Source organism: Xanthomonas sp. MLO165 (assembly GCF_018831305.1).
GTDB classification, from domain to species: domain Bacteria; phylum Pseudomonadota; class Gammaproteobacteria; order Xanthomonadales; family Xanthomonadaceae; genus Xanthomonas; species Xanthomonas arboricola.
Map to the genome: position 1 here is coordinate 4,011,174 of NZ_CP029263.1, position 25,041 is coordinate 4,036,214.

The following is a 25,041-nucleotide window of genomic DNA, read 5'->3' on the forward strand; positions in this document are numbered from 1 at the left end:
CTGCGTTGTCCGATCTTACTTGCGCATCCTTCTGATGCGAGCACCTAACTGATCCAGCGCGACCAATCGCTTGTCGATGGCTACGCCAGCCGGGGTATCCAGGGTGTGCTCCGAGACCGCCGTAACCGCTCCCTCTGTCCGCTGAATCAGCGGGACAGAGGGAGGAGCGCCGCGCTTGTTCACTTTCACACTGAACCACCTCAGCGGCGCCGTGACACGCCATGAGCGGCTGGCGTGAAACTCTGCAAGCTGCTTCTCCAGCATCTGGACAGCCAGCTCCAGCTCACGCGCACGATGACGCGCCGCTTCTATGGTTTCGAGACGTTGCGACAAGTCCGCCTGCAGATCTTTCAGCCTGCGCCCATCGTCGGCCTTTGACGCCTCGGACGTCTTGACGCGTTCCAGCAACGAAACGATCCTGGCCTGCAGTTGGGCATTGGTGGTTGCGTGCTGCTCGTTGAGCTGTTCCAGTTCCACCATCCTCGCCTGCATTGCATCGCGTTCTTCAACGAGTCGGCTGACATCGGCGGCCAGCAGTTCCGACAGTTCGCGAACCCGCTGACGCTCGACCAGCTCCAACTCCAGTTCCGCGACGCGTGCAACCAGCGTCGCGTTGTTTGCCGTCTGCTCGGCCAGGCGATCGGCTAGAACGCCATCATTTTCCTCAGCCGCGGAAGCGCGCTTTTCCAGTTCTCTTGCCCAGTCGTTCAGTTGACCGCTGGCCTTTTCAAGATCGCGATAACGGGCGTCGGCCGTCTCCACGTCAAGCTGGAGGGACGCAATCTTTTCCTGGCTCTGCTGGACACCTTCCTGCATCCGCTCCAGCAGCGACGCACGCCCGGCAAGTTCGACCCTGTCGTGTTCGTTCTGGGTATAAAGCGCGCCCAGGCGGGTGTTGTAGTTGAGCAGTGCCTGCTGCATGTGCAGGTACAGAGAGGTCCACTCAGGCGCACGGTCCGGACCTGCTTCGCCACGCGCGATGCACTGCTGCAGTTCGGCGAAGGTCCAGCGAGTCTGCTCCTGGCCGAAGGCCTGGATGAAGGCATTCCGGTAGCGGGGCGGCAGAACCATGAAGTCAAGCGCGGGTTCTCGACCTGGATTGGACGGAACGATCTGCCGCTGCAATATTTCCTTTACGGTAATCAGGAACGACAGCAGCAAATCACCGAGCCAGGAGCAATCGGTGGCATCGCTGGAAATCGCACCATAATCGATGAGAAGCGTGCGCCCATCCCGGGCCATCAACACGTTCCAGCAACGGACATCATTATGGTAAAGACCGGCGCGCTCCAGTACCACCAATTGCTCGAGCAGATCAGCGATCACTCGGTCGGCGTCATACGGAGAGCCGTCATCGATCAGCTCAGAAAGCAGACGTCCTTCCGCCATCTCCCTGACCAGAAACAGATCAGACGCATCGTCCAGCGCTGCGATCAACCGGGGTGCCGGGTAGGACGCCGGTGGATTGCTGAGGAATTCCACCTCATTATCGAATTCCTGCCGATTGATCTCGGATCGCCCGCCGATCCCCATCGTCATTTTCTTGACGAAAACCTGTTCGCCGAAATAATAGCGCCTGCTGTATTGATGGGTGCCGCGCCCGTAGGCGTGCGCCTCGCCCGACCACGAACTGAATCGGCCGACACTCTCTCCCACGTACCACAGCCGGCTGCTGGCGAAGTACAGAGGCCTGGAAACGGCGGACAGATGGGTCGCCTGCCGCGCCAACAGCCTGGTGAACGCATAATCGCTCAACAACTCTGCAGGGTCATGCGGGAGCGACTGCGCCCAGTAAAGTGGCTCTTCCCGCAATGCCAATTCAAAGATTGCTGCCTCAGTCACTTCGGAAAGCTTTCGGCACAGCGCCGCAACACGCGCAATTCCCTGAGAATGCACAAGGTGGTGGAAAACGCTCAGACCCAGCACGAGATCGTACTGATCCGGATCAAGCCGCGAGATGACATCCTCCACCGTGCCGTGCTCGAACGATGCGGCAAACACCGGATGCTCCCGAGACAGCGCCTGACACACGTTGACGTTGAGATCGAGGAAATCCACACCGTGCACCTGGTGCCCGTCAGCCGCCAGACTCAAAGAAAAGAACCCCTGCGCACAGCCGAGATCCAGCACCCGCAACGGCCGCCCCAGCGCTGCCTGCAGCTGCCGTGCACAGTCGCGGATCAGCACCAGCCTGTCTTCGCAACCGCGAGAGCTGCCGTCCGAGAGTTCCGGGTGGCCAAAAATGGGCTGATACTTCTCCGGCAAGGCTGCCACCAGCGCGTCAATATTCATCGGTTCGGTCATGACTCTTTATTCGCTAAAGTAATGCGGAATCCCACAGCCGTCATGACGACGCCTCTACGAGTTCGAAATCCGCCTTGAGATCCATCATTCCCCAGAACTGCATGCCTCTGGCGACATCCAGCACGATGGCATCGTAGCGGCGATCCAGAGGTGTCAGTTCCATGAGTGGGTCGCCACTGGAGATACCCAGGGAAACCAGGTAATTGGCTTCGTTGAGGTCCAGAGGCATGGTGAACTTGCAGACAATGACCTGTCCCGCCTTTACGGAAATCCCCGCCTGCCCACCGCTCGAAAGAAAGGAATTGGTACCGTAAAGGAACAGCCCCTCGATCGTTTTTACTAGAAACCCGGGGACAACGCTGTCGAAATCCCGGTCAAATGCAATCTTGACGTAAAACGCGGTCCTGGCACCGCTTTCGACACGTGCGGGAAACTCCTGCCCGCCGCTGGTCACCACATAATCCAGTATCCGCGCCCCGCCCTGCCCCCAGCGGTGCTCGTCGGCATTGTAATACGGGCGGGTATGGAAGACGTCTTCGTCGCCCGCGCCCATCTCGCGCGGCAGGTCGGTTGCCTCGGCCTGGAGCAAGGCAGGCTTCTTGCCGAAAAGTTCGTCCAGGTAGAGATTTGACACTTCACGCGACGGACCGTCGGCATGGACAGCCCCTCCCTTGATCAGGATGGCGCGGTCGCAATGCTTGACGATGTCCCCGACAGAATGACTCACAAGAATCAGAGTCATCCCCTTTTCCTTGAAGGACTGGATTCGCTTAAAGCACTTGGCCTGGAAGTATGCATCTCCTACCGACAGCGCTTCATCGACGATCAGCAGGTCCGGTCGGAACGCCGTGGCCACCGCAAAGGCAACGCGCACCTGCATTCCGCTTGAGTACGTACGCACCGGCTCGTCAAAATACTCACCGATCTCAGCAAATTCCTGTATTTCAGGCAGGACCGCCTCGATCTGCTCCAGGGTATAACCCATGAGCCCCGCAGAATGCCGAGCATTCTCGCGTCCACTCAGATCAGGATTGAAGCCCATGCCCAATTCAAGGATGGCGGCAATGCGCCCACGCCGAATGATTCGCCCTTCGGTAGGCTGCGATGTGCCGGTAATCAGTTTAAGCAGCGTGCTTTTGCCCGCACCATTGCGGCCCATGATTCCGATAGACTCGCCGGGAGCGACCGAGAATCCGACATTTCTCAGGACCCAGTGCTCTTCACGAGGCTTGACCTGCAGACCGAACCAGCTGGCTGCGCGCAACCATTCGCTCCCCCATACGCGATAGGACTTTCCAAGTCCTTCTACGGTCAGCATAGCGCTCATAGGGCATCCACCATTTCGGCGCTCGCGCGGCGGAAAACAATCATGGACACGGTGCAGAGGACGGCCGTCGCCACCATCAACGGCACCAAGCCCATCCATTCCGGAGAGCGCCCGTAGAGAAGCACGCCCTGATAGGCGCTGACGAGCGGGAACAGCGGATTGAGCTTGAACAGCTGCTGCGTCTGCTGCGGAAGGATATCGATGGTGTAAACGATAGGCGTCACCCAGAACATCGCCTGCAGAACGACCGGCACAACCTGCCCGATGTCACGCACGAAGACATTGAAGACGCCAAGCAGCAATCCGATCGACATCGCGAAAGCCAGCGTCAGCAGCATCAGCAGCGGCAGCCAGGCCGCCTGCGGCCCCAGGGTATGCCCCAGGATCGCGAACACGATGATGATTGCCAGGAACAGCAGAAGGTTGTTCACCATGACAGTGCCACCGGCAATGAGTGGCAGGCAGATCCGCGGGAAGGCCTGCTTCTTCATCAGATTGCCGTTATCTACAAACAATGAAACACACTTGCCAATGCATTCGGCAAACAGGGTCCAGCACAGCGTTCCGGCCATCAGGTACAGTGCGTAGGCAAACTTGTTGTTGACGCCCGGCAACTTGGCCGCCAGGACCTCAGAGAGGATCGTCGCAAAGATCAGCACCTGCATGAGCGGATGGATGATCATCCACAACGCGCCCAGCTTGCTCTGCACAAAACGCAGTCGCAGATCGTTCCTGATTGACGAGAGGATGAAATAACGGAAGGCCCATACGGACCGGATCATGTCCAACGTTGCTACCTCTGAAATCGTTCAGCACCTTGTTGAAGCCGCTGCACACAGATCGCTGCATGCCCATGAATGAGGTTACGCCGTCACCGGCGCGGTCAGTCCATGACTTCGGTTACTTCAGCAACCCGCGCCATCAGTTGCCGCGCCGCAGTGTCCGGGGAAAGTTGCAGGCGAATGTCGTCCCTCGCCACCTCACCGAGCGCGCGCGCGCGTGCTGGATCGTCGGCGAGGCGCCGCATGGCAGCAGCTGCGCTTTCAACCCGCGGCTCGGCCCAGCTGGCGCCGTCCGAATCGGGGTACCGGCCTGCAACGGCGACCAAATCGTACTCTACAAGACAGGAGTTCCGGCTGGTCATGAATTCCATATTGCCGGACCATCCGGTCGCGATGACGGGCTTGCCCTGCGACATGCACTCGGCCAGCCCCAGTCCGAAACCCTCTGCACGATGTAGCGAGACATACACATCGCAGCAACGCTGAAGCGCACGCACATGCGCGTTGTCGATCACTTCATCACGTAACAGGATTCGCGAATCCTGGACCACGAGTGCGAGGAGTTCACGCATCTGTTCGGGATACATATGCCCATTGCTTGACTTCAGCACGAGGCAGACGTCGTCACGACTGCGTGGGAACGCCTGCTGGAAGGCATGCACAACTGCCTGCGGGTTCTTTCTGGCGACGAAGGAATGGAAATCGAAGGTGAAAAGAAAGACGAACTTGTCTGCATCGAGCCCGAAGTCATGCCGCTGCAGCCCGCTATCGCGCCTGTCGGACAATGGCAAAGGCAGCCGAATGATCGGCTTGTCTGTAATTTGCAGGAAGGCGTTTTCGATGAACCGCGAGGCCACCATGATCTCGTCCACGAGTCCGATCGCGCTCAACCAGCTCGGCGGGATCACTTCCAGCTCCCAGAACCAGCAGGCGATCACATAATGCCCCTGCATGCGCGCGCGACCGACATGCTCGAACGCGGCCTCCAGGTAGTCGGGGTTCACGAAGACGATCGTGACCCGATGCGGCATGCGCTGGTCGATAAAGCCGTCCATGCTCCGTTCCTGCCAGGAGTGTGGCAGCCCCATTTCCAGGTCATACAACGACACCGGCACCCCTGCGTTGATGAGTGCCCGCGCGTACATCCTGGCGCTCTCTGCCAACCCGAATTCGCCACGGATATAGCCGAGAATATTGACTCCCGCTACCGATTCGACTGCAGGCAAGGCGCCGCTGTTTTCCAGCTGCAAAGACTCGTCGCAGCCCTGCAGTGCCAAGTCCCAGGCCTCCGTTCTCTGAAAGCGCGTTTGCACCCTGGCACGGGCGGAGAGCAGTGCGGATACGCGCGCGCGCAGGCCCCGCGGAAACAATCGATAGATGCGCTGCAGCCACGGCTGCTGGCGTATCCATGACTGCATGCGCAGTCCTGCAAGCCCGGTCCGCCAGGAAGCAGAGATGCCCTGACGTTGCGGCGACGCGGTCATGGAGAACTGGATGCCTCGAGCGCCTGCGCCAGATCCCCCCGCAAATCCCCCACATCCTCAACCCCCACGCTCAAACGCACCAGCGCATCGCTGATGCCAAGCTGCTCGCGGCGGGCCACCGGGATGGAGGCATGCGTCATGACGGCGGGATGGTTGACCAGGCTTTCGACGCCGCCGAGCGATTCGGCCAGGGTGAACAGTTCGGTCTTCTCGCAAAAACGTTTGGCCGCCTCGAAGCCGCCCTTGAGCACGATCGAGACGATGCCGCCGAAGCCGGACATCTGGCGCTGGGCCAGTGCGTGCTGCGGGTGCGAGGCCAGGCCGGGGTAGATCACCTTTTCGATCGCGGGGTGGGTTTCCAGCCATTGCGCCAGCGCCAGCGCGTTCTCGCAGTGCGCGCGCATGCGCAGCGGCAGGGTCTTGAGGCCACGCAGCGCTAAGAAGCTGTCGAACGGCCCTTGCACGCCGCCGATGGAGTTCTGCAGGAAGGCCAGTTGCTCGGCCAGTTCGGCGTTGTCGCCGACCACCGCGATGCCGCCGACCATGTCCGAGTGGCCGTTGAGGTACTTGGTGGCCGAGTGCACGACGATGTCGGCGCCCAGGCCGAGCGGGCGTTGCAGCATCGGCGAGGCGAAGGTGTTGTCGACCACGATCAGCAGGCCATGCTTGCGCGCGATCGCGGCGATGGCGGCGATATCGACCAGCTTGAGCATCGGGTTGGTCGGGGTTTCGATCCACACCATCTTGGTGTCGGGACGGATCGCGGCTTCGAAGGCGGCCGCATCGGTCAGGTCGACGAAGCTGAAATCCAGGCCGGCGGTGCGGCGACGCACCCGCTCGAACAGGCGGAAGGTGCCGCCATACAGGTCGTCCATCGCCACCACGTGGCTGCCGGCGTCCAGCAGCTCCATCACCGTGGAGGTGGCGGCCATGCCGGAGGCGAACGCGAACGCACGCGTGCCGCCTTCCAGCGACGCGACGCAGCGCTCATACGCAAAGCGCGTGGGGTTGTGGGTACGCGAATACTCGAAGCCCTGATGCTCGCCCGGGCTGGACTGCGCATAGGTGGACGTCGCGTAGATCGGCGGCATCACCGCCCCGGTGCTGGGGTCCGGCGACTGCCCTCCATGGATCGCCAACGTAGCGAGCGAGAGTTCGCGCTCGCCATCGTGGCTGGGTGTGGTGCGATTGGACATGGAGGTTCCCGGAAAAAGTGGCGGATTGTAGCAAGCAGGTCTGAATGGCCGGTGCGCGTCCCATCCGGGCGCGCGGCCAGCTGCGGTCACTGCACGCGGCGGCGCAGGTAGTTGAGCAGGTCGATGCGGGTGATCAGGCCGAGGAACTGGTTGCCGTCCATGACGATGGCGACCTGGCCGCGGTCGAACACCGGCAGCAGCGCTTCGATCGGCGAAGCGACATCCAGGCGATCGAGCTTGCTGACCATGGCGGTGGAGATCGGGTCGCGGAAGCGTGCCTCGTCGCCGTACACATGCAGCAACACGTCGCTCTCGTCGACGATGCCGACCAGCTCGCCGTCATCGATGACCGGCAGCTGCGAGACGTCGTACAGCTTCATGCGCTGGTAGGCGGTGGTCAGCAGGTCCTTCGGTCCGACCACCACGGTGTCGCGCTTGTTGTACGGGCGCAGGATCAGGTCGCGCAGGTCGCCGTGCTGCGGGCGTTCCAGGAAGCCGTTGTCCAGCATCCAGTAGTCGTTGTACATCTTGGACAGGTACTTGTTGCCGGTATCGCAGACGAATACCAGCACGCGCTTGGGCGTGGTCTGCTCGCGGCAATACTTCAGCGCGGCGGCCAGCAAGGTACCGGTGGACGAGCCGCCGAGGATGCCCTCCTTGGCCAGCAACTCGCGCGCGGTGTGGAAGCTTTCCGCGTCGCTGATCGAATAGGCCTTCTTGACCCGCGAAAAATCGGAGATGTCCGGCAGGAAGTCCTCGCCGATGCCTTCGACCAGCCAGCTGCCGGACTTCTCGCTGACCGTGCCCTCTTCGATGTACTGGGTCAGGATCGAGCCGACCGGGTCGGCCAGCACCAGCTCGGTGTGCGGCGAGGCGGTGGCGAAGGCGCGCGACAGGCCGGTCATGGTGCCGGAGCTGCCGCAGCCGAACACGATCGCATCCAGATCGTTGTCCATCTGCGCCAGGATCTCCGGGCCGGTGCCGAGTTCGTGTGCGGCCGGGTTATCCGGGTTGCCGAACTGGTTGATGAAGTAGGCGCCCGGGGTCTCGGTGGCGATCTTGGCGGCCAGGTCCTGGTAGTACTCCGGGTGGCCCTTGGCCACGTCCGACCGGGTCAGCACCACCTGGGCGCCCATGGCCTTGAGGTTGAAGATCTTCTCGCGGCTCATCTTGTCCGGTACCACCAGGATCAACCGGTAGCCCTTCTGCTGGGCGACCAGTGCCAGACCCAGGCCGGTGTTGCCGGCGGTGCCTTCGACAAGGGTCGCGCCCGGGGTGAGGTCGCCACGCTGTTCGGCCGCCTCGATCATCGACAGGCCGATGCGGTCCTTGATCGATCCGCCGGGGTTGGCCGCCTCCAGCTTGAGGAACAGCTCGCAGACGCCGGTGTCCAGGTGCTGTGCCTTGACGATCGGCGTGTTGCCGATCAGTTCGAGTACGGAGGAATGGATCGCCATCGGAATATCGTCACTGCGTCGCGCGGGGCTTGGCCGCCCATTATCCGACGAACGGCTGGGGAATGCTCATTCAGACTGGAACCGATCGCGCCGGCCAATGAACGGGCGGGCTCAGCCAGCGCTGCGCCACTACCACCGGCATGAGTGCGCGGCCGCCAGGCGGGCATCGCGCCCTGCCGCCAGGCGCGTGACACGGGTTGCGGAAATAAAGACGCGGACGGTGGCAAGCCGACGAGGAGGCCGCCACCGCCCGCGGCGGTGAACTTGTTCTAGCGGTGGGGAAGGATCAGTGGGTGAGCTGGTCGTACATCCGGGTGAGCTTTTCTTTCGCCTGCAACTTCTCGCGCTTCATCTGGCCCAAGGTCACGTCGTCGATGGGGAGTACCCCGAGTTCGGCATCCATGCATTTCTTGTTCAAGAGCTTGTGGCGTTGGTACAGCTGCTTGAACTCGGGATCGGACTTGACCAATGCGTCGATTTCGGTCTGCGGTTGCCCTTCGAACATGGCGTTACCTCCTTCACTTGAAACACTTAAAACAAGAACGCCCCGGCCGCGGGCGGCACGGGGCGCTGCTTGGGGATGGAAGACTCGCGGATCACAATGGCAAGCGCACTGGCGGAACCAAAAAGCTGTCCACCGAATTGCGTTGATGCGTGCCCTTGCGTCACTGGCCCGGCCCTCCGTACTTCCAGGCAGCGGAGTGCTGCCCGGGAGTACGACCCTACGCCGGTCGCGGAGGGGGTTCAAGGCCAGAACGGCTGCTTTTGCCGTTCCCTGCCTCAATCAGTGACCGCGGTTCAACCGGGCGTCATGCCCGGGTTAAAAGACCTTAACTTCCAACCACTTGCATTACGGCGCGACAACCACCTCGGCAGCGCGCGTCTTGCTGGCGGCGGCCTTGGTGCCATTGACCTGCAGCCGTGCGCTGGCGACACCGGCAGCCACCAGGGCGTCGCGCAACGCTTCGGCCCGCTTCTTGGCGGTGGCCGCATCGCTGTCGTAGCCGACGATGCTGACCCGGCCTTTCTTGCCGATGTTCAGATACTCGGCCAGTGCCTTGGCCTGCCCCGCGGCATCGCCGGACAGCGCGGCCTTGCCACCGAAGGCGCCACTGCCCAGCGAAAACACTTCGCCGCGGCTGTCGAACTTGGCGGAAGGCAACTTGGCCCCGGCCACCAGCTCGGCTTCTTCATGCGCCAGTTGCACCGCTTTCTGCTGGGCCGCATTGAGCTTGGCGGTCTGCTTGCCGGCCACGCTGGTCAGCGCCAGCTCGGCGTCCTGACGAGCCAGGGTCTCCTGTTCGGCCGCCTGACGCATGCGCTCGGCCTCTTCGGCCTGGATCTGCGCCTGCACGCGCAGACGCTCGGCTTCCTGGCGCGCGCGCGAGGCGTCGCGGCGGCTGGCTTCGATCAGCAGGTCGTTGCGGGTGCCTTCCAACCGATCCAGCTCGCGCCGCGCCAGTGCGGTGCGGGCGGTGAGTTCGGCGATTTCGACCCGACGATCGGCCAGGAACACCAGCTCGTCGCGGTCGCGCCGCTTGGCCTCGGCCAGCGCCGCCACGCTCTGCTGCGCCTGCAGCCGCTCGAAGCGGGCCAGTTCATTGGTCTGCGGGTCGTTCTGCAGCGCGGCCAGGCGCCGGTTGAGCGCGTCGGCCTGCGGGTCGTCCTTGGCCGCCATTGCCAGCGACGGCAGGGTGCCCAGGCTCAGTACGCCCAGATAGAGAAGCGGACGCAGTTTCATCGGCCGGCCTCCCCGGTGTTGAGGCTGTTCTGCAGTTGCGCCACTTCCTTGCGCCGCTGTTCCAGCTGGGCGGTGACCACCGCCTCTTCGCTGCGCGCCTTGGCCAGATCGGCGTCGGCCGCTGCGCGCAAGGCGATCTGTGGCACCTGCTTGCGCTGGCGCTTGTCCAGTTGAGCCTGTTGGGCCTGCATCAGTTCCTGGCGGGCCAGATTAACCAGATCGGGTGCGTACTGGTCGGCATCGGCCTGGGTGGCGCGTTGCACCGCCTGTTCGGCGGCGGTGAGCTCCGGTGCCACCTGGGCGGCAGCAGGAGAGGAAAGAACCATGAAACAGGCGATGCCATACAGGGATCGCCGCAAGTATGCGAAGCTAGCCGTCATTAGGGGAGCCGTAGCGAGAAGTCTCGAGCACGGCCATTGTCGGAAGCCTGCGGCGGACTTGCAACGAGACGCTGCCGTTTGTTGGGGAACCATTGCGCATGGATATCGGCTACTTCCTGAAGCTGATGACCGAAAAGAATGCCTCGGACATGTTCTTGACCACCGGCGCACCGGTGTACATCAAGATCGAAGGCAAGCTCTACCCGCTCGGCAATACGGGGTTGCCGCCGGGAATGGTCAAGAAAATCGCTTATTCGTTGATGGACGAAGGCCAGGTACCGCAGTTCGAGCGCGAGCTGGAGCTCAACATGGCCATTGCCCTGTCCGACGCGGGGCGCTTCCGCGTGAACGTGTTCAAGCAGCGCGGCGAGGTGGGCATGGTGATCCGCGCCATCCGCAGCCGGATCCCCAGCATCGAAGAGCTCAACCTGCCGCAGGTGCTCAAGGACGTCATCATGACCCCGCGCGGGCTGGTGCTGGTGGTCGGCTCGACCGGCTCGGGCAAGTCGACCTCGCTGGCCTCGATGATCGACCACCGCAACAGCACCACCACCGGACACATCCTCACCATCGAGGACCCGATCGAATATCTGCACAAGCACAAGATGTCGATCGTGAACCAGCGCGAGGTGGGCCTGGACACGCACGCCTTCCAGAGCGCGCTGAAAAACGCGATGCGCGAGGCGCCGGACGTGATCCTGATCGGCGAGATCCTGGATGCCGAGACGATGGAGGCGGCGATCGCCTTCGCCGAGACCGGCCACCTGTGCCTGGCGACGCTGCACTCCAACAATGCCGACCAGACCATCGAGCGCATCCTCAATTTCTTCCCCGAGAGCGCGCACAAGAACGTGCTGATGAACCTGGCGCTGAACCTGCGCGCCGTGGTGTCGCTGCGCCTGGTCAAGGGCGTGGACGGACGCCGCCGGCCGGCAACCGAAGTGCTGCTCAACACGCCGATGATCCGCGACCTGCTGCGCCGTGGCCAGGTGCACGAGGTCAAGCAGGCGATGGAGGAATCGCTGGAAGAAGGCATGCAGACCTTCGACCAATGCCTGTTCCGCATGGTCAAGTCCGGCGAAATCGAGCAGGAGGAAGCGCTGCGCGCGGCCGACTCGCGCGATGGCCTGGCGCTGAAGTTCCGCCTGTCCGAGGGCGGTTCCGGCGAGCACGACCCGTACGCGGATTACGAAACGGCAGCAGCGCCGAAGATCAGCCACGGCTTTATCTGATCATCGGCAGGTGCGCGGTGTTGCCGCGCACCTGCCCGGCACGGCGGATTGCGCAGGGCCGTTGCCGGCGTACGAGCGGTGCGCACGGTTGGGACAGCGCAGCGGCTAGCTCCGATCAACCCATGAGTGCCGCCGAGCGCGGCCGGTGCCCAGTGCGCGGAGACCGCGCGCCCGCCTGCGCGCCACCCGGCCAACCGACAACCGCTCGCTACCGGTACCTGCCCTGCCCGGGCTGCGATTCAACGCGGATGTGCCCCCGCACCAGGCAAAGGCCTGCCGCCGATCAGGCCGGCACCGCGTCGGCCTGCATTTCCGGCCGCGCCGCCGCGAATGCCGGCAATGCCAGGCAGGCCTGTTCGATACGTTGCAGGATCGGATACGCCACCAGATCGACGTCGAAACGGCGCGCGTTGTAGAGCTGCGGGATCAGCACGCAATCGGCCAGGCCCGGCGTGTCGCCGTGGCAGAACGTGCCGGTATGCGGATCACCGGCCAACTGCGCTTCCATCGCCGCAAAGCCACGCTGCATCCAGTGCCGTGTCCATTGCTGGCGCTGCGCGGCATCCAGCTGCCATTCGCGCTCGAAAAACTGGGTGACGCGCAGGTTGTTGAGCGGATGCACGTCGCAGGCGATCACCTGCGCCAGGGCGCGCACGCGGGCGCGCGCGGCCGGCGCTGCGGGCAGCAGCCGCGCGCTGTCCGGGAACGTATCTTCCAGATACTCCAGGATCGCCAGCGACTGCGGAATCACCACCGCGCCGTGCCGCAACGTGGGCACCAGTTCCTGCGGGTTGAGCTGCGCGTAGGCGGGTGCATGCTGCTCGCCGCCGTCGCGCACCAGATGCACCGGATGCGCGAGGTAGGCCAGCGCCTTCAGGTGCAGGCCGATGCGCACGCGATACGCGGCGCTGGAGCGCCAGTACGAGAACAATTCCAGTGGCGCGCTCATGCCCGGCCTCGCATGCAGTGTTGTGCAGACGCCCTTGCCGATGTCATGGCAGCGGCTGACGTTCGACCCGCTGTTCGATCGCACCGAAGATGCTGGCGCCATCGGCAGCGAACATCTCGATCCGCACCACGTCGCCGAAGGACAGGAACGGCGTGCTCGGGGTGCCGTCGCGCAGGGTTTCCACCACGCGCTGCTCGGCAAAGCACGAGGCGCCCAGCGTGGTGTCCTGGTTGGCGATGGTGCCGGAGCCGACGATGGTGCCGGCCGAGAGCGGCCGCGTTCTGGCCGCGTGGGCGATCAGCTGGGCGAAGTCGAACTGCATGTCGTTGCCGGCCTCCGGCGCGCCGAACCAGGCGCCATTGACGTGGGTGACCAGCGGCAGGTGCACCTTGTTGTCGCGCCATGCCTCGTCCAGTTCATCCACGGTAACGAACACCGGCGACAGCGCCGAGCGCGGTTTGGATTGCACGAAGCCGAAGCCCTTGGCGAGCTCGGCCGGGATCAGGTTGCGCAGCGATACGTCGTTGACCAGGCCGACCAGCTGGATATGCGCGGCGGCCTGCTCGGGCGAGGCGCCCATCGGCACATCGTCGGTGATCACCACCAGCTCGGCTTCCAGATCGATACCGTGGTCTTCGCTGATCACCTTGATCGCATCGCGCGGGCCGTAGAACCCGGCGCTGGTGGCCTGGTACATCAGCGGGTCGGTGTAGAAGCTTTCCGGCACCTCGGCATTGCGCGCACGGCGCACGCGCTCCACGTGCGGCAGGTAGGCGCTGCCGTCGACGAACTCGTAGGCGCGCGGCAACGGTGCGGCCAGCGCCTGCAGATCCAGATCGAACACGCCATCGGCGCTGCCCTCGTTGAGCGAGGCCGACAAGGCATTCAGGCGCGGCGCGACATTGCTCCAGTCTTCCAGCGCGCGCTGCAGCGTGGGCGCGATGCCGGTGGCGCGGACTGCGGTGCGCAGGTCGCGCGCGACCACGATCAGGCTGCCATCGCGGCCGCCCTCCTTCAGGGAACCTAGCTTCATGACCGTCCTGTGCTGTGGCTGATCGGTCGATTGTACGGCCTGTCGCAACAGTGGTTGCAACTGAAACAACTGACCCGTAGCCCAACCGATGAACTCGCCTTTTGTGCAGCGCGCCAAACGCGCGTACACTGGCGCGGTCTGCATGCGGCCGTCCGTTTCCCTTAGGGACAGCCGGCGAGGCCAGGATCGATCGATCCGCTCGCCCGCCCCACCCGACGCCTTTCGTGGTGCCGACAAACCCATCGCGTCTTGATTGGGTTGTTCCACCATCTCGCAGCGCGGTTCACGGGAACGCTCCGAGCCTCACTTTTTTGCATCTGCAATGCGTTTGCGCTCCGGGCCTGGCCTGGCGGCGACGCTTTACTTGGAGCTTCCTGATGTCTTTTGAATCCCTGGGCCTGGCGCCCTTCCTGCTGCGCGCGTTGGCCGAGCAGGGCTACGAAACCCCCACTGCGATCCAGCAGCAGGCCATCCCGCTGGTGTTGGCAGGGCATGACCTGCTGGCCGGCGCACAGACCGGTACCGGCAAGACCGCCGCGTTCGGCCTGCCGTTGCTGCAGCACCTGGGCACCTCGCCGCAGCCGGTCAACGGCCCGCGCAAGCCGCGCGCGCTGATCCTGACCCCCACCCGCGAGCTGGCCACCCAGGTGCACGACAGCCTGCGCGGCTACAGCAAGTACCTGCGCATCCCGAGCGCGGTGATCTACGGCGGCGTGGGCATGGGCAACCAGCTCGACACCCTGCGTCGCGGCGTGGACCTGCTGATCGCCTGCCCGGGCCGGCTGATCGACCATATCGAGCGCCGCAGCGTGGACCTGTCCGGCATCGAAGTGCTGATCCTGGACGAAGCCGATCGCATGCTCGACATGGGCTTCCTGCCGTCGATCAAGCGCATCCTGACCAAGCTGCCGCGCCAGGACCGTCAGACCCTGCTGTTCTCGGCAACGTTCGAAGAGAACATCAAGCAGCTGGCGCTGGAATTCATGCGCAACCCGATGCAGATCCAGGTCACCCCGAGCAACACCGTGGCCGAGAGCATCACCCACCGCGTGCACCCGGTCGATGGCGCGCGCAAGCGCGACCTGCTGCTGCACCTGCTGGCGCAGGACAGCCGCGAGCAGACCCTGGTGTTCGCCCGCACCAAGCACGGCAGCGACAAGCTGGCGCTGTTCCTGGAAAAGTCCGGCATCAAGACCGCGGCGATCCATGGCAACAAGAGCCAGGGCCAGCGCATGCGCGCGCTGAGCGACTTCAAGGCCGGCCGCGTGACCGTGCTGGTGGCCACCGATATCGCCGCACGCGGCATCGACATCGACCAGCTGCCCAAGGTCATCAACTACGACCTGCCGATGGTGGCCGAGGATTACGTGCACCGCATCGGCCGCACCGGCCGTAACGGTTCCACCGGCGAGGCGATCTCGCTGGTGGCGCAGGACGAAGCCAAGCTGCTGCGCCAGATCGTGCGCATGCTGGGCCGCGACGTGGAAATCCGCGACGTGCCGGGTTACGAGCCGCAGACCCCGATCCGTTGGGGCAACAGCGCGCCGGGCCGTGCCGAGCAGCCGGGTGGCGATCGCGCCCCGCGCAAGAGCCACGCCCGTCGTCCGCATGGCGATGCACCGCGTCAGGCGCATGCGCATGCCGGCCCGAAGAAGCCGGGCGGCCAGCGCAGCAGCGGTCCGCGTCAGGCCGGTGTTGCCGCCGGTGCCGGTGCAGGCCGTCGCGATGGTGGCCGTGGCGGTCAGCGTCCGGGCGGCTCGCGCTGACGCCGGAGCGCCGGTACGACCGGCGCCCAGGTCTGCGTTGAACTGAAAGAAAAAGCCGCCCTTCGGGGCGGCTTTTTTGTGCGCGTCGTGTAGCCGATGCACGCTGGGGTGCGAACAGGACTGCGCGTAGACCTCGCGACGCAATCCGTCATGCCCCCCTAGCCTTCGATCAACGCGGTATTGCGATCGATCGCCTCGCGATACCGATCCAGCACCGCGGCGGTCTGCACGATGTAGGCGCTCAGATCCTCCCAACGCCGGTCTTCCAGCGCTTCGCGGATGCCGGGCAAGGTCTTGACCTCGTATCCGGTGGCCAGGCCGGGCGCGTAGATCAGGTTCCGGTACCACGGCCGCCCCGGCAGACCGCCTTCGGCCAGCAGGGTCTGGTCGATGCGCTGCAGCGAGGCATTGAGCGTGCCGCGCACACGTGCATCCAACCCGCCGCCGCGCGATGCCAGTGCATCGTCATAGCGTCTGGCGCTGGTTTGCAGGCGGGTAATGGCCTGATCCAGTGCGGCAAAGTCGATCTGCGGCACTGCGGCTTTCGGCTCGGGGGCGCGTTGCGGCCGGTTCGGGTTATCGATGGCGGCATAGGCACCGGCCTGCAACAACTCGGCCTGGGTGCGGGCGGCAGTGCGGTCGCTGTCGGCCTGCTGCTTGAGCTCCTGCGCGTAGCCGGCCACCGCGTCGGCGAAGTCGCCGAAGCGTTGCGGCAACACCGGCGCGTTGGCGACGCGCAGCACCGTGCGGCCGACCGTCTGCGACAACAGCGGCAGATAGCTGAAATCCGGGTCGATATAGCGCGCGAAATAATCGTAGGAGTCGTACAGCGAGTGATAGACACCGCTGCCGCCGCCCTGCCCGCCATAGCCCAGATCCAGCGTGGTCAGCCCCAGATGCTGCAGGAACGGGCTGTAGTCGCTGCCCGAGCCCAGCGCCTTCAGCGGCACGTCGCCGCCGGCCGCGAGTTGCTTGGCAACGTCTTTTTGCGCCGGCTTGGCGGTGGGCGCCAGCGCGTCGATGCGGGCACGGGCGCGTTGCCGTTCGAGCACGCTCACGCCGCTGTCGGGGTCGCGCAGATCCGCCGCCACGCCGTTGACCAGGCGTTGCAGCGCATGGCTGCCACCGGCATTGAGAAAGCCGCGCCCGTTGCCGTCGGTGTTGACGTACAGCACCGCCTTGCGGCGCAGTTCGTCGGCGTGCTGTTCGGCCCATTCGGTGGAGCCGAGCAGGCCGGCCTCCTCGCCGTCCCAACTGGCGTAGACGAGCGTGCGCTTGGGGCGCTGCCCCTGCCTGGCCAGCTCGCCGATCGCCTTGGCTTCGGCCAGCAAGGCGGTGGTACCCGAGAGCGGATCGGCCGCACCGAACACCCAGCCGTCGCGGTGATTGCCGCGCACCACCCACTGGTCCGGATACTCGCTGCCACGCAGGGTGGCGATGACGTTGTAGATGGTCTTGCTGCCCCACTCCGCGTCCACCTTGAGATGCACGCGCGCGGTGTCGTCGCCGCCGATGCGGTAGGTGATCGGCAGCGCGCCACGCCAGTCCTCCGGTGCCACCGGCCCACCCAGCGCGGCCAGCAAGGGCTGCGCGTCGCCCCAACTGATCGGCAGGGTCGGGATCTTCAACACGCTGCCGGCCTGGTCGATCTTCAGGCGTTTGGCGCCCTTGCTGGCGCCGACGCCCGGGGTCAGCGGATCGCCGGGATAGATCGCGAAATTGGCGACCGAGCCGCGTTGCACGCTCCACTGGTTGCGCGCCGGGCCATCCGGATACGCCCGATCCTGAAAATAGCCGTCGTCGCGCGGATCGGAATAGATGATCGCGCCGATCGCGCCATGCTCCTGCGCCAGCCGCGGCTTGAGCCCGCGCCAACCCTTGCCGTAGCGGGCGATGACGATCTTGCCGCGCACATCCACGCCATTGCGCGCCAGCGCTTCGTAGTCTTCGGCGATGCCGTAATTGACGTAGACCAGATCGCCGGTGACATCGCCATTGCCGCCGTAGATCACATACGGCGGCAGCACGTTCTCGGTCTGGGTGGAGGTGCTGTCGCCCGGCAGCGGCGGCTCCTTCAGACGCGCGACATACGGCTTTGCCCCGAGCAATTCCAGCTGCGAGCTCCTGGGCGAGGGCCACAGCACCTGGAAGGTTTCGATGCGCGCATCCCACCCGTAGCCGCGCAGGCGGTTTTGCAGATCGCGGGCGTTCTCCAGGTTATGCGGCGCGCCAACGTGATTGGGCGCCGATGCCCATTGCTTCAACCAGCCGCGATAATCGGCGTCCTTCAGGCCGCTATCGAAACGCGCTTCCAGCGCGCGCTGCGCCTGTGCGGCAGCGGCGTCATAACCCGGCAGCGCGACGGGTTGGGCCGCAGGTTGGGCAGCGAGGGAAGGTGCGACAAAGGCCAGGGCGAGCAGCCAGGCATGCGGCGAAGACGTCATCGGAGTTCCTTGGAAAGTGTCCGGGGGCGAATGGCGATTGGGTTGAGACAGCACGCTGGAGCACGCACGCACCATCGCACGGGCGTGCATGGGCCGTGCGTATTCCGATCAGAATCGATAGTCCAGGCCAACGGTGAAGTAACGCCCGCGCAGGTCGTACTGGGTGAAGTCGTAAGGCGCACGAATGCCCGGGAACGAGGCGTCGACCGGCGGCTGCTTGTCGGCCAGGTTCTCGATCTTGGCGTACAGGGTCAGCTTGTCGATGCCGGTGTAACCCAGATACAGGTCGAACTGGTTGTAGTCGCCCACACGCGACTGCACGGCAGTGGCCGCGGCGCTGGCCCTCTGGTCGTAGCCGCCGGTGTAGTACCAGGTCAGTGCGGCGCTGACGGTGCCCAGGTTCCAGTCCAGCGTGGTGGTGGCCTTGTTGCGTGGCAGCGACGGGCCGAGATTGCTGCCGGCGTAATCCTGCAACGGGCCACCGACCACGGTGGGGCGGCGGTAATCGCGCACATGGGTATAGGCGGTATTGAGGCCGAAGTTGCCGGCTGCCTCGGTGCGCCAGCGCTGACGCAGTTCGACATCGACTCCCGAGGTCGTCAGCTCGCTGAGGTTCTGGTAGCGGTTGTACACCGCCACCAGGGTGCCGCGCTCGTTGCGGATCACGTCGGCCGGGTCGTTGTTCTGCACGATGGTGGCGTTGTTGCCGGTGCCGACCAGATTCTCCAGTTCGATCTTGTACCAGTCCACGCTCAGGCTGGTGTCGGCCCACGGCGACAGCACCACGCCCAGGTTGTAGCTGCGTGTGCGCTCGGGTTCGAGCGCGGTGTTGCCGACGGTGAAGAAGGTCGGGTTCTGGCGCGAGCCCGGCACGTCCGGATCGAACGGGTCGACCACCGAGCCGTAAGAGATGTTGGTGCTGGCCGCATTCTCCGACAACGACGGTGCGCGAAAGCCGCGCGAGGCGGCCGCGCGCACCAGCACGGCGTCCAGCGGCTGCCAGCGCAGGCTGGCCTTGGGCGAAAACGCCTCGCCGAAATCGCTGTAGTGATCGCCGCGCCCGGCCAGTTGCAGTTCCAGCGATCGCAGCAGCGGCAGGTTGACCTCGGCATACAGCGCCGACACCCTGCGCTCGCCATCCACCGCGGCAATCGCGGGGCGGATCTGCAGGCCCTGGTCGATCTGCCAGGGATTGCGCGAGACCAGTTCCTCCTGCCGCCACTCGGCACCGGCAGCGAACCCGACGCTGCCGGCCGGCAGCTCGAACAGGTTGCCGGACACCTTGGCATCGACGCCGCGCAGCGTCGATTGCGCCGGGCGCAGCGTGCTGAGGTTGATGCCGTCGATCACCGACTGCGGCGTGGCGGACGGGTCGAGCAGGTTGTAGCTGCCGTCGGCCAGCGCCTGCGCCAGCGTGAAGCGGTTGGCGAAGCCACCGGACACGGTTTCGTGCTCGGTGCTGCGTGCGGCGAACGCAGCCGCCTCCCAATCCCAGCGTTCGGTCTTGCCGCGCACACCACCGAGAAAGCGGTAGGACTGCGAGCGATTGGTTTTGACCGTCTGGCCCAGGTCGAAGAAGGTGTATTCGATCGGCACCGCGGTGCCGTACGGGTTGTACGGGCTGGAGGCCGGCAACAGGTTGGACACCGGCTCGGCCAGCCCGCTGCTGGCGTTCAAGGCGAAGCGGCCGCCTTCCAGGGTGAAGTACGGGCTGGAGCCGAAGATCGACACGCCCTTGACCTCGCTGTAGAGCGCCTCGCCGAACGCCTCGACATTGTCGCTGAGCCGGAAGGTGGCGTTGGTGTAGGCCTGATAGCGCTTGGTCGAGGGAATCAGCGTGGTGAACGGGGCCTGGTTGAAGCCGCAGGTGTCGCCGGCCAGGCCGTCGATCGGCGCGCTGGCGGTCAGCACGGTGCCGGCGGGGCAGTTGCCTTGCGCATCCAGCATCGGCACCGAGCGGCCGCCGACCAGGTAGCGCGCGCCCTTGGCCGACCAGCCGTTCCAGCGCCCGCCGGGCAGGTCGGTGTAGATGCCCGAGCGGGTCAGCGCGCGCTGATCCTGATCCAGCCGGTCGCGGTTGTAGGCGTCGAAACTGAAAAGGATGTTGTAGCCGTCGCGGTCAAGATCGCCGATGCCGCCGATGAACTTGGCGCGCTGGGTATCCATGCCGCCCTGATCGGAGGTGCCGCCGCTCACGCCCAGCTCTGCGCCCTGGAAATCCTGGCGGGTGATGATGTTGACCACGCCGGCCACCGCGTCGGAGCCGTACACGGCAGAGGCACCGTCCTTGAGCACTTCGATGCGTTCCACCGCCACCAGCGGCAATGCGTTGAGGTTGACGAAGGTGTCGCCCAGGCCATTGGCGGGAAAGCCGTAGTTGGCCAGGCGGCGTCCGTTGAGCAGCACCAGGGTGTTCTTCTGCGACAGCCCGCGCAGGCCGATGCCCGCCGAGCCGGACGCCCAGCCGTTGTTGGTGGTTTCGTTGGTGGCGTTGCCGGTGTTGGCCGAGATCGAGCGTAGCGCGTCGGCCACGGTGACCTTGCCGGACTGCTCCAGCTGCTGGCGGTCGATCACCTGCACCGGGTTCGGGCCTTCGCTGTCGGTGCGTTTGATATTGGAGCCGGTGACGCTGACGGTGGCCAGGGTCTTGCCCGTGTCGGCTGTCGCGTCGTCGGCATGGGCAAGGGGAATCAGCGCCGACAGAACGGCAGCAGACAGCAGATAAGGCATCGGGCGCTTCACGCACGGCATCCATGAATGGGGGTTTTGCAGTGGGCCATGCGCAATCGATTAACAAAAATTACAGATCTGCATAGAGATATGACGCGCGGTGACACACGTCGCTGGCCGGACGCAGTAAGACGCGCGTCGGACGTTGTGCGGCCGACCGGGTGCGGCGCTCCGGCGCAACGCGACCACCCCGCGTTGCGGGTGCCATGCCAGGGCGCAGAGACGCTGTGTCGCCGCGATCGGGTCAGCCCGGCAGGCACCGGCGCACTTACAATGGCGCGCATGGATATCTTCAAAGTCTTTACGCTCGAAGCCGCGCACCGGCTTCCCAATGTGCCCCCCGGCCACAAGTGCGCCCGCCTGCACGGGCATTCGTTCCGGGTCGAGCTGCATGTCAGCGGCGAACCCGGTGCCGAGACCGGCTGGATCATGGATTTCGGCGACATCAAGGCCGCCTTCCAACCGATCTACGACCGCCTGGACCACCACTACCTCAACGACATCGAGGGGCTGGAAAACCCGACCAGCGAGCGGCTGGCGATCTGGATCTGGGACCAGCTCAAGCCGGCGCTGCCGCAGCTGAGCGAGATCGTGGTGCATGAAACCTGCACCTCCGGCTGCCGCTATCGCGGCTGATCGCGCAGCGCAGTGGTGTGACGCAAGGCCGCCTCCAGGGCGGTCTTGCCGTTTCTACGGCACGGATAATGGATTGATTTCAAAACGCTTTGCAGGCGATTTCGGAAATTTTCAGCAAACGTGTTGCATCGCAGCAATATCCGCGTATGCTGCAACGCAACAACGGTCACAGCCTTCCCCAAGGGGTTCGCAATGTCGGCGCAGTTCGAAAACGGCTTCAACAGCTTTGCCTCTGCAGCGGCACGCGCCAACCAGTTGGCGATGGAACACGCGGAAAACGCGTTTGGCCTGCAGCTGAAGACGCTCGAACGCAACGTCAGTGCGACCACCAGCTTCTTCGGTGAGTTTGCCCAGGCCCGCGACCTTGGCGCCTACCAGACGCTCTGGCCGAAGGGGCTGCAACTGGCCCGCGACAACCTGGAACGGCTGGCCTCGGTGAATCAGGAAGTGGTTGGACTGGGATTGAAGGCATCCGATGCGCTCGGCCAACTGGCCAAGCAGCAGTTCGAGGCCAACAGCGAGCAGGCCGCCAAAAGCAAGACCCGGCGCACGTAAGCGCCGACAAAAAATTCAGCGTCTTTGCATGGGTCCCTCCCCCCATGCAATCCGGCCCGACAGATCCCTCCCTCTGTCGGGCTTTTTTATTGTCTGCGCATTGCGCGCGCTGCCACTCCGACCAGGTGGTATCGCGGCACGGCGCAGGGTGCACTGGAAACGCCGGGACGCAGGGCGAGCGCCCGGCAGCGCGCAAGGCTGGGATGGCATCTGGCGATCCGCGTCGCAGTGACGCGGCCGCCAGACCGCCAACATCACTCAGACCGGCACGTGCAGCCCCAGCGACTGCGCCGCGGCATCGGCGCCCGGCCGCCAGCCGATCCGGCCCCAGCACGGCATCGCCAGGCGCTGGCGCAGCATGCCGATGTTCTCCTCGATGCGCTCCATCTGCGGGTCGACCTCGTTGGCGATCCAGCCGATGCAGTCCAGCCCGTCGGCAGCGATCGCCGCGGCGGTCAGGCGCGCGTGATTGATGCAGCCCAGCCGGATGCCGACCACCAGCACCACGGGCAGCTTGAGCGCACGCACCAGATCGGCCTGGTCCAGATCGGCGCTCAATGGCGCAGCCCAGCCGCCGACACCTTCCACCACCACCACCTCGGCCTGCGCGCGCAATTGCGCGAAGGCCTGGACGATCGGCTCCAGCGACAGGGTCACGCCGACATCGGCGGCGGCCAGTTCCGGCGCCAGCGGTGCCGGCAAGGCATAGGGATTGAGGGTGGCGTAATCGGGTTGCGGGGCGCTGGCGGCCTGCAGCGCCAGCGCGTCCTCGTTGCGCCAGCCCTGCGGCGTGTGCTCGCAACCGCTGGCCACCGGCTTCATGCCGACCGCCGTGTGGCCCTGTCTGCGCAGTGCGTGCAGCAGCGCGGTGCTGGCCATGGTCTTGCCGATGCCGGTGTCGGTGCCGGTGACATACAACGCCGGAAGCTGCATGCGTCTGTTCCTGCGGCCGCGCCGCGGTTGCCGTGGGGGCGCGCAGCATAGCGTGCGGATCCGAACGCGCGGCTGAGTCGCAATGCCGCTGCGGATGGCCGCTGCTAAACTTCGGCCATGTTCGCAACCTCTTCGCTGACCGGCAGCAAGCCGGAACAATACGCCCAGCTCACCGCCCAGGCCCAGGCCCTGGTGCATGGCGAGCCGGACCGGATCGCCAATGCCGCCAACCTGGCCGCACTGATCTTCAATGCGTTGCCGTCGCTCAACTGGGCCGGCTTCTATTTCTACGACGGCCGCGAGCTGGTGGTGGGGCCGTTCCAGGGCTTGCCGGCCTGCGTGCGCATTCCGCTGGACAAGGGCGTGTGCGGCGCGGCTGCCAGCACCCGGCAGAGTCAGCGCATTGCCGACGTGGATGCCTTCCCCGGGCATATCGCCTGCGATTCGGCCTCGCGCTCGGAGCTGGTGATTCCGCTGGTCAGGGGCGATGCGCTGATCGGCGTGCTGGATCTGGACAGCCCGGAGCTGGATCGCTTCGACGCCGACGATCAGCGCGGCCTGGAAGCCATTGCCCAGGTCTTCGTCGGCGCGCTGACGTGACCACCGAACGGCTGCGCAACATCGGCCCGAAAAGTGCGGCGTGGCTGCGCCAGGTCGGCCTGCGCACGCAGCAGGATCTGCAGGCGGTGGGCGCGGTGGGCGCATTCGTCAAAGTGCGCCGCGCCGGCTTCAAGCCCAGCCTCAACCTGCTGTATTCGCTGGAAGGCGCGTTGACCGACTGCCATTGGCAGGACGTGCCGGAAGCGCGCCGGCATGCCTTGCTGGCCGAATACGAGGCAGCCAGTGCGCTGTTGCCGGTGCGCGGGCGCGCGGTCGGTGGACCGGTGGAAACCGTGCACTACGCACGCGCCGACAACGACGATACGCACGGTGAGATAGGCGAAGCAGACGACGAGACTGCGGACCAGAGCGACACGCGCGACGATTGAGTGCCTGCGCCGAGGTGTCACCGCTGCATGCGTGCGGCATCAACACTGCGATCCGCAGCAGCGTGCTTGTCGAGCGGGTTTTCCTCGAGCGCCTGCTTGATGGGACGTCATCGACGCGTCGCTGCATCCCGCAACGTTGGCGCAAGCGATGCGCCCAACGTCTGGCCATGGCTGAGGCCTGGCAGCGGTTGATAGTCGGCGGTAAGGCCGGGTAACGACGACAACAGCGCGACGAGGCGTCGGGCGGCCTGTGGATCTGCGCGCGGCCGCCCCGGGCGATCCGGTTTTGCCTTGTTCGCCGATGGTGCGCCCTCGCCTGCCATCAGCGTCAGCCGACGCCTGGATGGCTGCGTGCCCGCCGAACGCTCCCGTGCATGGTCGACCACACGCTGCGCCTGCTGCACGACAAACCCATCGCCCCACCACAGCGACGGGTCGACCGCGACGTAGTGCTGGAATAGCTGCGGCTGCGTCAGCAACACCTGCAGCACGAACAATCCGCCATACGAATGGCCCCACAGCGTCTGCCGCTGACGGTCCACCGCCACGCGCGCTTCCACCTGCGGGCGAATGCCTGTTGCGATCAGCTGCGCGAACGCCGCCGCACCGCCGGTTCTGCGCTGCGGATCGAGTGGATCGGTTTCCACCCGCCCGTCGCTATAGCGCGCAGGCGTGTAGTCCAGGCTGCGCCCCACCGCATCGATGCGCAATGCGCTGTCGTCGGCGATGAACACCAGCACCGGCGCATCGCCGTGGGTGGTCAGGCTGTCGAGCAGGCGCTCATCCAGCTCCATCAGCGCGGCATTGCCATCCAGCAGATACACCACCGGATACCCCGCAGCCGGTGGCGCAGCTTTGGGGGTGGCGATGCGCACGCGGTAATGGCGCTGGCCATCGGCCGAATCCAGGCGCAACGCGCTGAACACATACGAGGCACTGGGACGATCGGCGACGGTGCTGCCGATCGTGCGGCTCAGGTCCGGCTGTGCGAACGCCGGCACAGCGCCGGCGATCCACATCAGCGCAGCGGCACACGCAAGCCGCCAACGATGCTGTCGGGTCATTGCACTCTCCTGTCGCGGCGCGCACGTTCGCGCACGGCG

21 protein-coding genes are annotated in these 25,041 nt (G+C 65.1%); 6 read left to right on the forward strand and 15 right to left on the reverse strand.

Translation table 11 applies throughout. The annotated features are described in order from the left end of the window. Positions 1 to 15: 15 nt before the first annotated feature. From DGN21_RS16700 to DGN21_RS16740, 9 genes are all read right to left on the reverse strand, one after another. Positions 16 to 2,304 carry a methyltransferase domain-containing protein gene (locus DGN21_RS16700; protein ID WP_215825005.1) on the reverse strand — a complete coding sequence of 763 codons (2,289 nt, stop codon included), beginning with the start codon at positions 2,302 to 2,304 and terminating at the stop codon, positions 16 to 18. A 40-nt stretch (positions 2,305 to 2,344) separates the two neighbouring features. Further along, entirely contained in the window at positions 2,345 to 3,631 is a 1,287-nt protein-coding gene (locus DGN21_RS16705) for an ABC transporter ATP-binding protein (protein WP_024938363.1), read from the reverse strand. Continuing rightward, positions 3,628 to 4,413 (reverse strand): ABC transporter permease, encoded by a 786-nt coding sequence (locus DGN21_RS16710; protein ID WP_049818051.1) that lies wholly within the window; start codon positions 4,411 to 4,413, stop codon positions 3,628 to 3,630. Before DGN21_RS16710 ends, DGN21_RS16705 begins: the two co-directional genes overlap by 4 nt. Positions 4,414 to 4,514: 101 nt before the next feature. Beyond that, on the reverse strand, positions 4,515 to 5,897 hold the full coding sequence (locus DGN21_RS16715) for a glycosyltransferase family 4 protein (protein WP_184379317.1): 1,383 nt from the start codon (positions 5,895 to 5,897) through the stop codon (positions 4,515 to 4,517). Continuing rightward, a complete protein-coding gene (locus tag DGN21_RS16720; protein ID WP_184379319.1) occupies positions 5,894 to 7,093 on the reverse strand; it encodes a cystathionine gamma-synthase in 1,200 nt (399 codons plus the stop codon). The genes DGN21_RS16715 and DGN21_RS16720 overlap by 4 nt, the downstream gene beginning before the upstream one ends. 86 nt (positions 7,094 to 7,179) lie before the next feature. Next, positions 7,180 to 8,550: a pyridoxal-phosphate dependent enzyme gene (locus DGN21_RS16725; protein WP_126966628.1), complete on the reverse strand. Its 1,371-nt coding sequence runs from the start codon at positions 8,548 to 8,550 to the stop codon at positions 7,180 to 7,182. Positions 8,551 to 8,836: 286 nt separating this feature from the next. Continuing rightward, on the reverse strand, positions 8,837 to 9,055 hold the full coding sequence (locus tag DGN21_RS16730; protein ID WP_002814034.1) for a YdcH family protein: 219 nt from the start codon (positions 9,053 to 9,055) through the stop codon (positions 8,837 to 8,839). Positions 9,056 to 9,400: 345 nt separating this feature from the next. Beyond that, positions 9,401 to 10,291, reverse strand: a complete 891-nt coding sequence (locus tag DGN21_RS16735; RefSeq protein ID WP_046344413.1) for a membrane protein — start codon at positions 10,289 to 10,291, stop codon at positions 9,401 to 9,403. After that, positions 10,288 to 10,671 carry a DUF4398 domain-containing protein gene (locus tag DGN21_RS16740; protein ID WP_039525328.1) on the reverse strand — a complete coding sequence of 128 codons (384 nt, stop codon included), beginning with the start codon at positions 10,669 to 10,671 and terminating at the stop codon, positions 10,288 to 10,290. Before DGN21_RS16740 ends, DGN21_RS16735 begins: the two co-directional genes overlap by 4 nt. Before the next feature lie 98 nt (positions 10,672 to 10,769). Here DGN21_RS16740 and DGN21_RS16745 point away from each other — a divergent pair, with 98 nt between their 5' ends. Continuing rightward, positions 10,770 to 11,903, forward strand: coding sequence for a PilT/PilU family type 4a pilus ATPase (locus tag DGN21_RS16745; RefSeq protein ID WP_016900968.1), 1,134 nt, complete (start codon positions 10,770 to 10,772; stop codon positions 11,901 to 11,903). Between the two features lie 283 nt (positions 11,904 to 12,186). Here the strand turns inward: DGN21_RS16745 and maiA are convergent, their stop codons facing one another. Then, a complete protein-coding gene (gene maiA, locus DGN21_RS16750) occupies positions 12,187 to 12,852 on the reverse strand; it encodes a maleylacetoacetate isomerase (protein WP_102580573.1) in 666 nt (221 codons plus the stop codon). 43 nt (positions 12,853 to 12,895) lie between these two features. Further along, complete coding sequence (locus DGN21_RS16755; protein WP_026064014.1) at positions 12,896 to 13,954, reverse strand: fumarylacetoacetate hydrolase family protein; 1,059 nt, start codon at positions 13,952 to 13,954, stop codon at positions 12,896 to 12,898. Between the two features lie 308 nt (positions 13,955 to 14,262). Between DGN21_RS16755 and DGN21_RS16760 the strand changes: the two genes are divergently transcribed. Continuing rightward, positions 14,263 to 15,651: a DEAD/DEAH box helicase gene (locus DGN21_RS16760; RefSeq protein WP_039525325.1), complete on the forward strand. Its 1,389-nt coding sequence runs from the start codon at positions 14,263 to 14,265 to the stop codon at positions 15,649 to 15,651. A 158-nt stretch (positions 15,652 to 15,809) separates the two neighbouring features. On the opposite strand, the gene DGN21_RS16765 is transcribed toward DGN21_RS16760, so the two are convergent. Continuing rightward, positions 15,810 to 18,095: a transferrin receptor-like dimerization domain-containing protein gene (locus DGN21_RS16765; protein WP_126966627.1), complete on the reverse strand. Its 2,286-nt coding sequence runs from the start codon at positions 18,093 to 18,095 to the stop codon at positions 15,810 to 15,812. A 108-nt stretch (positions 18,096 to 18,203) separates the two neighbouring features. Then, positions 18,204 to 20,825, reverse strand: coding sequence for a TonB-dependent receptor (locus DGN21_RS16770; RefSeq protein ID WP_184429094.1), 2,622 nt, complete (start codon positions 20,823 to 20,825; stop codon positions 18,204 to 18,206). A 282-nt stretch (positions 20,826 to 21,107) separates the two neighbouring features. Here DGN21_RS16770 and queD point away from each other — a divergent pair, with 282 nt between their 5' ends. Continuing rightward, entirely contained in the window at positions 21,108 to 21,461 is a 354-nt protein-coding gene (gene queD / locus DGN21_RS16775; protein WP_024938374.1) for a 6-carboxytetrahydropterin synthase QueD, read from the forward strand. A 192-nt stretch (positions 21,462 to 21,653) separates the two neighbouring features. Next, on the forward strand, positions 21,654 to 22,016 hold the full coding sequence (locus DGN21_RS16780) for a phasin family protein (RefSeq protein ID WP_126966625.1): 363 nt from the start codon (positions 21,654 to 21,656) through the stop codon (positions 22,014 to 22,016). 258 nt (positions 22,017 to 22,274) lie between these two features. On the opposite strand, the gene bioD is transcribed toward DGN21_RS16780, so the two are convergent. Next, entirely contained in the window at positions 22,275 to 22,949 is a 675-nt protein-coding gene (bioD, locus tag DGN21_RS16785; protein WP_126966624.1) for a dethiobiotin synthase, read from the reverse strand. Positions 22,950 to 23,066: 117 nt separating this feature from the next. Here bioD and DGN21_RS16790 point away from each other — a divergent pair, with 117 nt between their 5' ends. Beyond that, entirely contained in the window at positions 23,067 to 23,549 is a 483-nt protein-coding gene (locus tag DGN21_RS16790; protein ID WP_054592358.1) for a GAF domain-containing protein, read from the forward strand. After that, a complete protein-coding gene (locus tag DGN21_RS16795) occupies positions 23,546 to 23,938 on the forward strand; it encodes a TfoX/Sxy family protein (protein ID WP_024938378.1) in 393 nt (130 codons plus the stop codon). The genes DGN21_RS16790 and DGN21_RS16795 overlap by 4 nt, the downstream gene beginning before the upstream one ends. 107 nt (positions 23,939 to 24,045) lie before the next feature. Here DGN21_RS16795 and DGN21_RS16800 read toward each other — a convergent pair whose 3' ends face one another. Further along, positions 24,046 to 24,957, reverse strand: a complete 912-nt coding sequence (locus DGN21_RS16800) for an alpha/beta hydrolase-fold protein (protein WP_126966686.1) — start codon at positions 24,955 to 24,957, stop codon at positions 24,046 to 24,048. Positions 24,958 to 25,041 lie beyond the last annotated feature (84 nt).

Bases quoted from the DNA above. Each gene is read 5' to 3' on its own strand.
- queD (WP_024938374.1), top strand. From the start codon at position 21,108: ATGGATATCTTCAAAGTCTTTACGCTCGAAGCCGCGCACCGGCTTCCC.
- DGN21_RS16715 (WP_184379317.1), bottom strand. From the start codon at position 5,897: ATGACCGCGTCGCCGCAACGTCAGGGCATCTCTGCTTCCTGGCGGACC.
- DGN21_RS16710 (WP_049818051.1), bottom strand. From the start codon at position 4,413: ATGATCCGGTCCGTATGGGCCTTCCGTTATTTCATCCTCTCGTCAATC.
- DGN21_RS16780 (WP_126966625.1), top strand. From the start codon at position 21,654: ATGTCGGCGCAGTTCGAAAACGGCTTCAACAGCTTTGCCTCTGCAGCG.
- DGN21_RS16770 (WP_184429094.1), bottom strand. From the start codon at position 20,825: ATGCCTTATCTGCTGTCTGCTGCCGTTCTGTCGGCGCTGATTCCCCTT.
- DGN21_RS16730 (WP_002814034.1), bottom strand. From the start codon at position 9,055: ATGTTCGAAGGGCAACCGCAGACCGAAATCGACGCATTGGTCAAGTCC.
- DGN21_RS16760 (WP_039525325.1), top strand. From the start codon at position 14,263: ATGTCTTTTGAATCCCTGGGCCTGGCGCCCTTCCTGCTGCGCGCGTTG.
- DGN21_RS16735 (WP_046344413.1), bottom strand. From the start codon at position 10,291: ATGAAACTGCGTCCGCTTCTCTATCTGGGCGTACTGAGCCTGGGCACC.
- DGN21_RS16720 (WP_184379319.1), bottom strand. From the start codon at position 7,093: ATGTCCAATCGCACCACACCCAGCCACGATGGCGAGCGCGAACTCTCG.
- DGN21_RS16790 (WP_054592358.1), top strand. From the start codon at position 23,067: ATGTTCGCAACCTCTTCGCTGACCGGCAGCAAGCCGGAACAATACGCC.
- DGN21_RS16700 (WP_215825005.1), bottom strand. From the start codon at position 2,304: ATGACCGAACCGATGAATATTGACGCGCTGGTGGCAGCCTTGCCGGAG.
- DGN21_RS16745 (WP_016900968.1), top strand. From the start codon at position 10,770: ATGGATATCGGCTACTTCCTGAAGCTGATGACCGAAAAGAATGCCTCG.
- DGN21_RS16800 (WP_126966686.1), bottom strand. From the start codon at position 24,957: ATGTGGATCGCCGGCGCTGTGCCGGCGTTCGCACAGCCGGACCTGAGC.
- DGN21_RS16705 (WP_024938363.1), bottom strand. From the start codon at position 3,631: ATGAGCGCTATGCTGACCGTAGAAGGACTTGGAAAGTCCTATCGCGTA.
- DGN21_RS16725 (WP_126966628.1), bottom strand. From the start codon at position 8,550: ATGGCGATCCATTCCTCCGTACTCGAACTGATCGGCAACACGCCGATC.
- DGN21_RS16740 (WP_039525328.1), bottom strand. From the start codon at position 10,671: ATGACGGCTAGCTTCGCATACTTGCGGCGATCCCTGTATGGCATCGCC.
- maiA (WP_102580573.1), bottom strand. From the start codon at position 12,852: ATGAGCGCGCCACTGGAATTGTTCTCGTACTGGCGCTCCAGCGCCGCG.
- bioD (WP_126966624.1), bottom strand. From the start codon at position 22,949: ATGCAGCTTCCGGCGTTGTATGTCACCGGCACCGACACCGGCATCGGC.
- DGN21_RS16765 (WP_126966627.1), bottom strand. From the start codon at position 18,095: ATGACGTCTTCGCCGCATGCCTGGCTGCTCGCCCTGGCCTTTGTCGCA.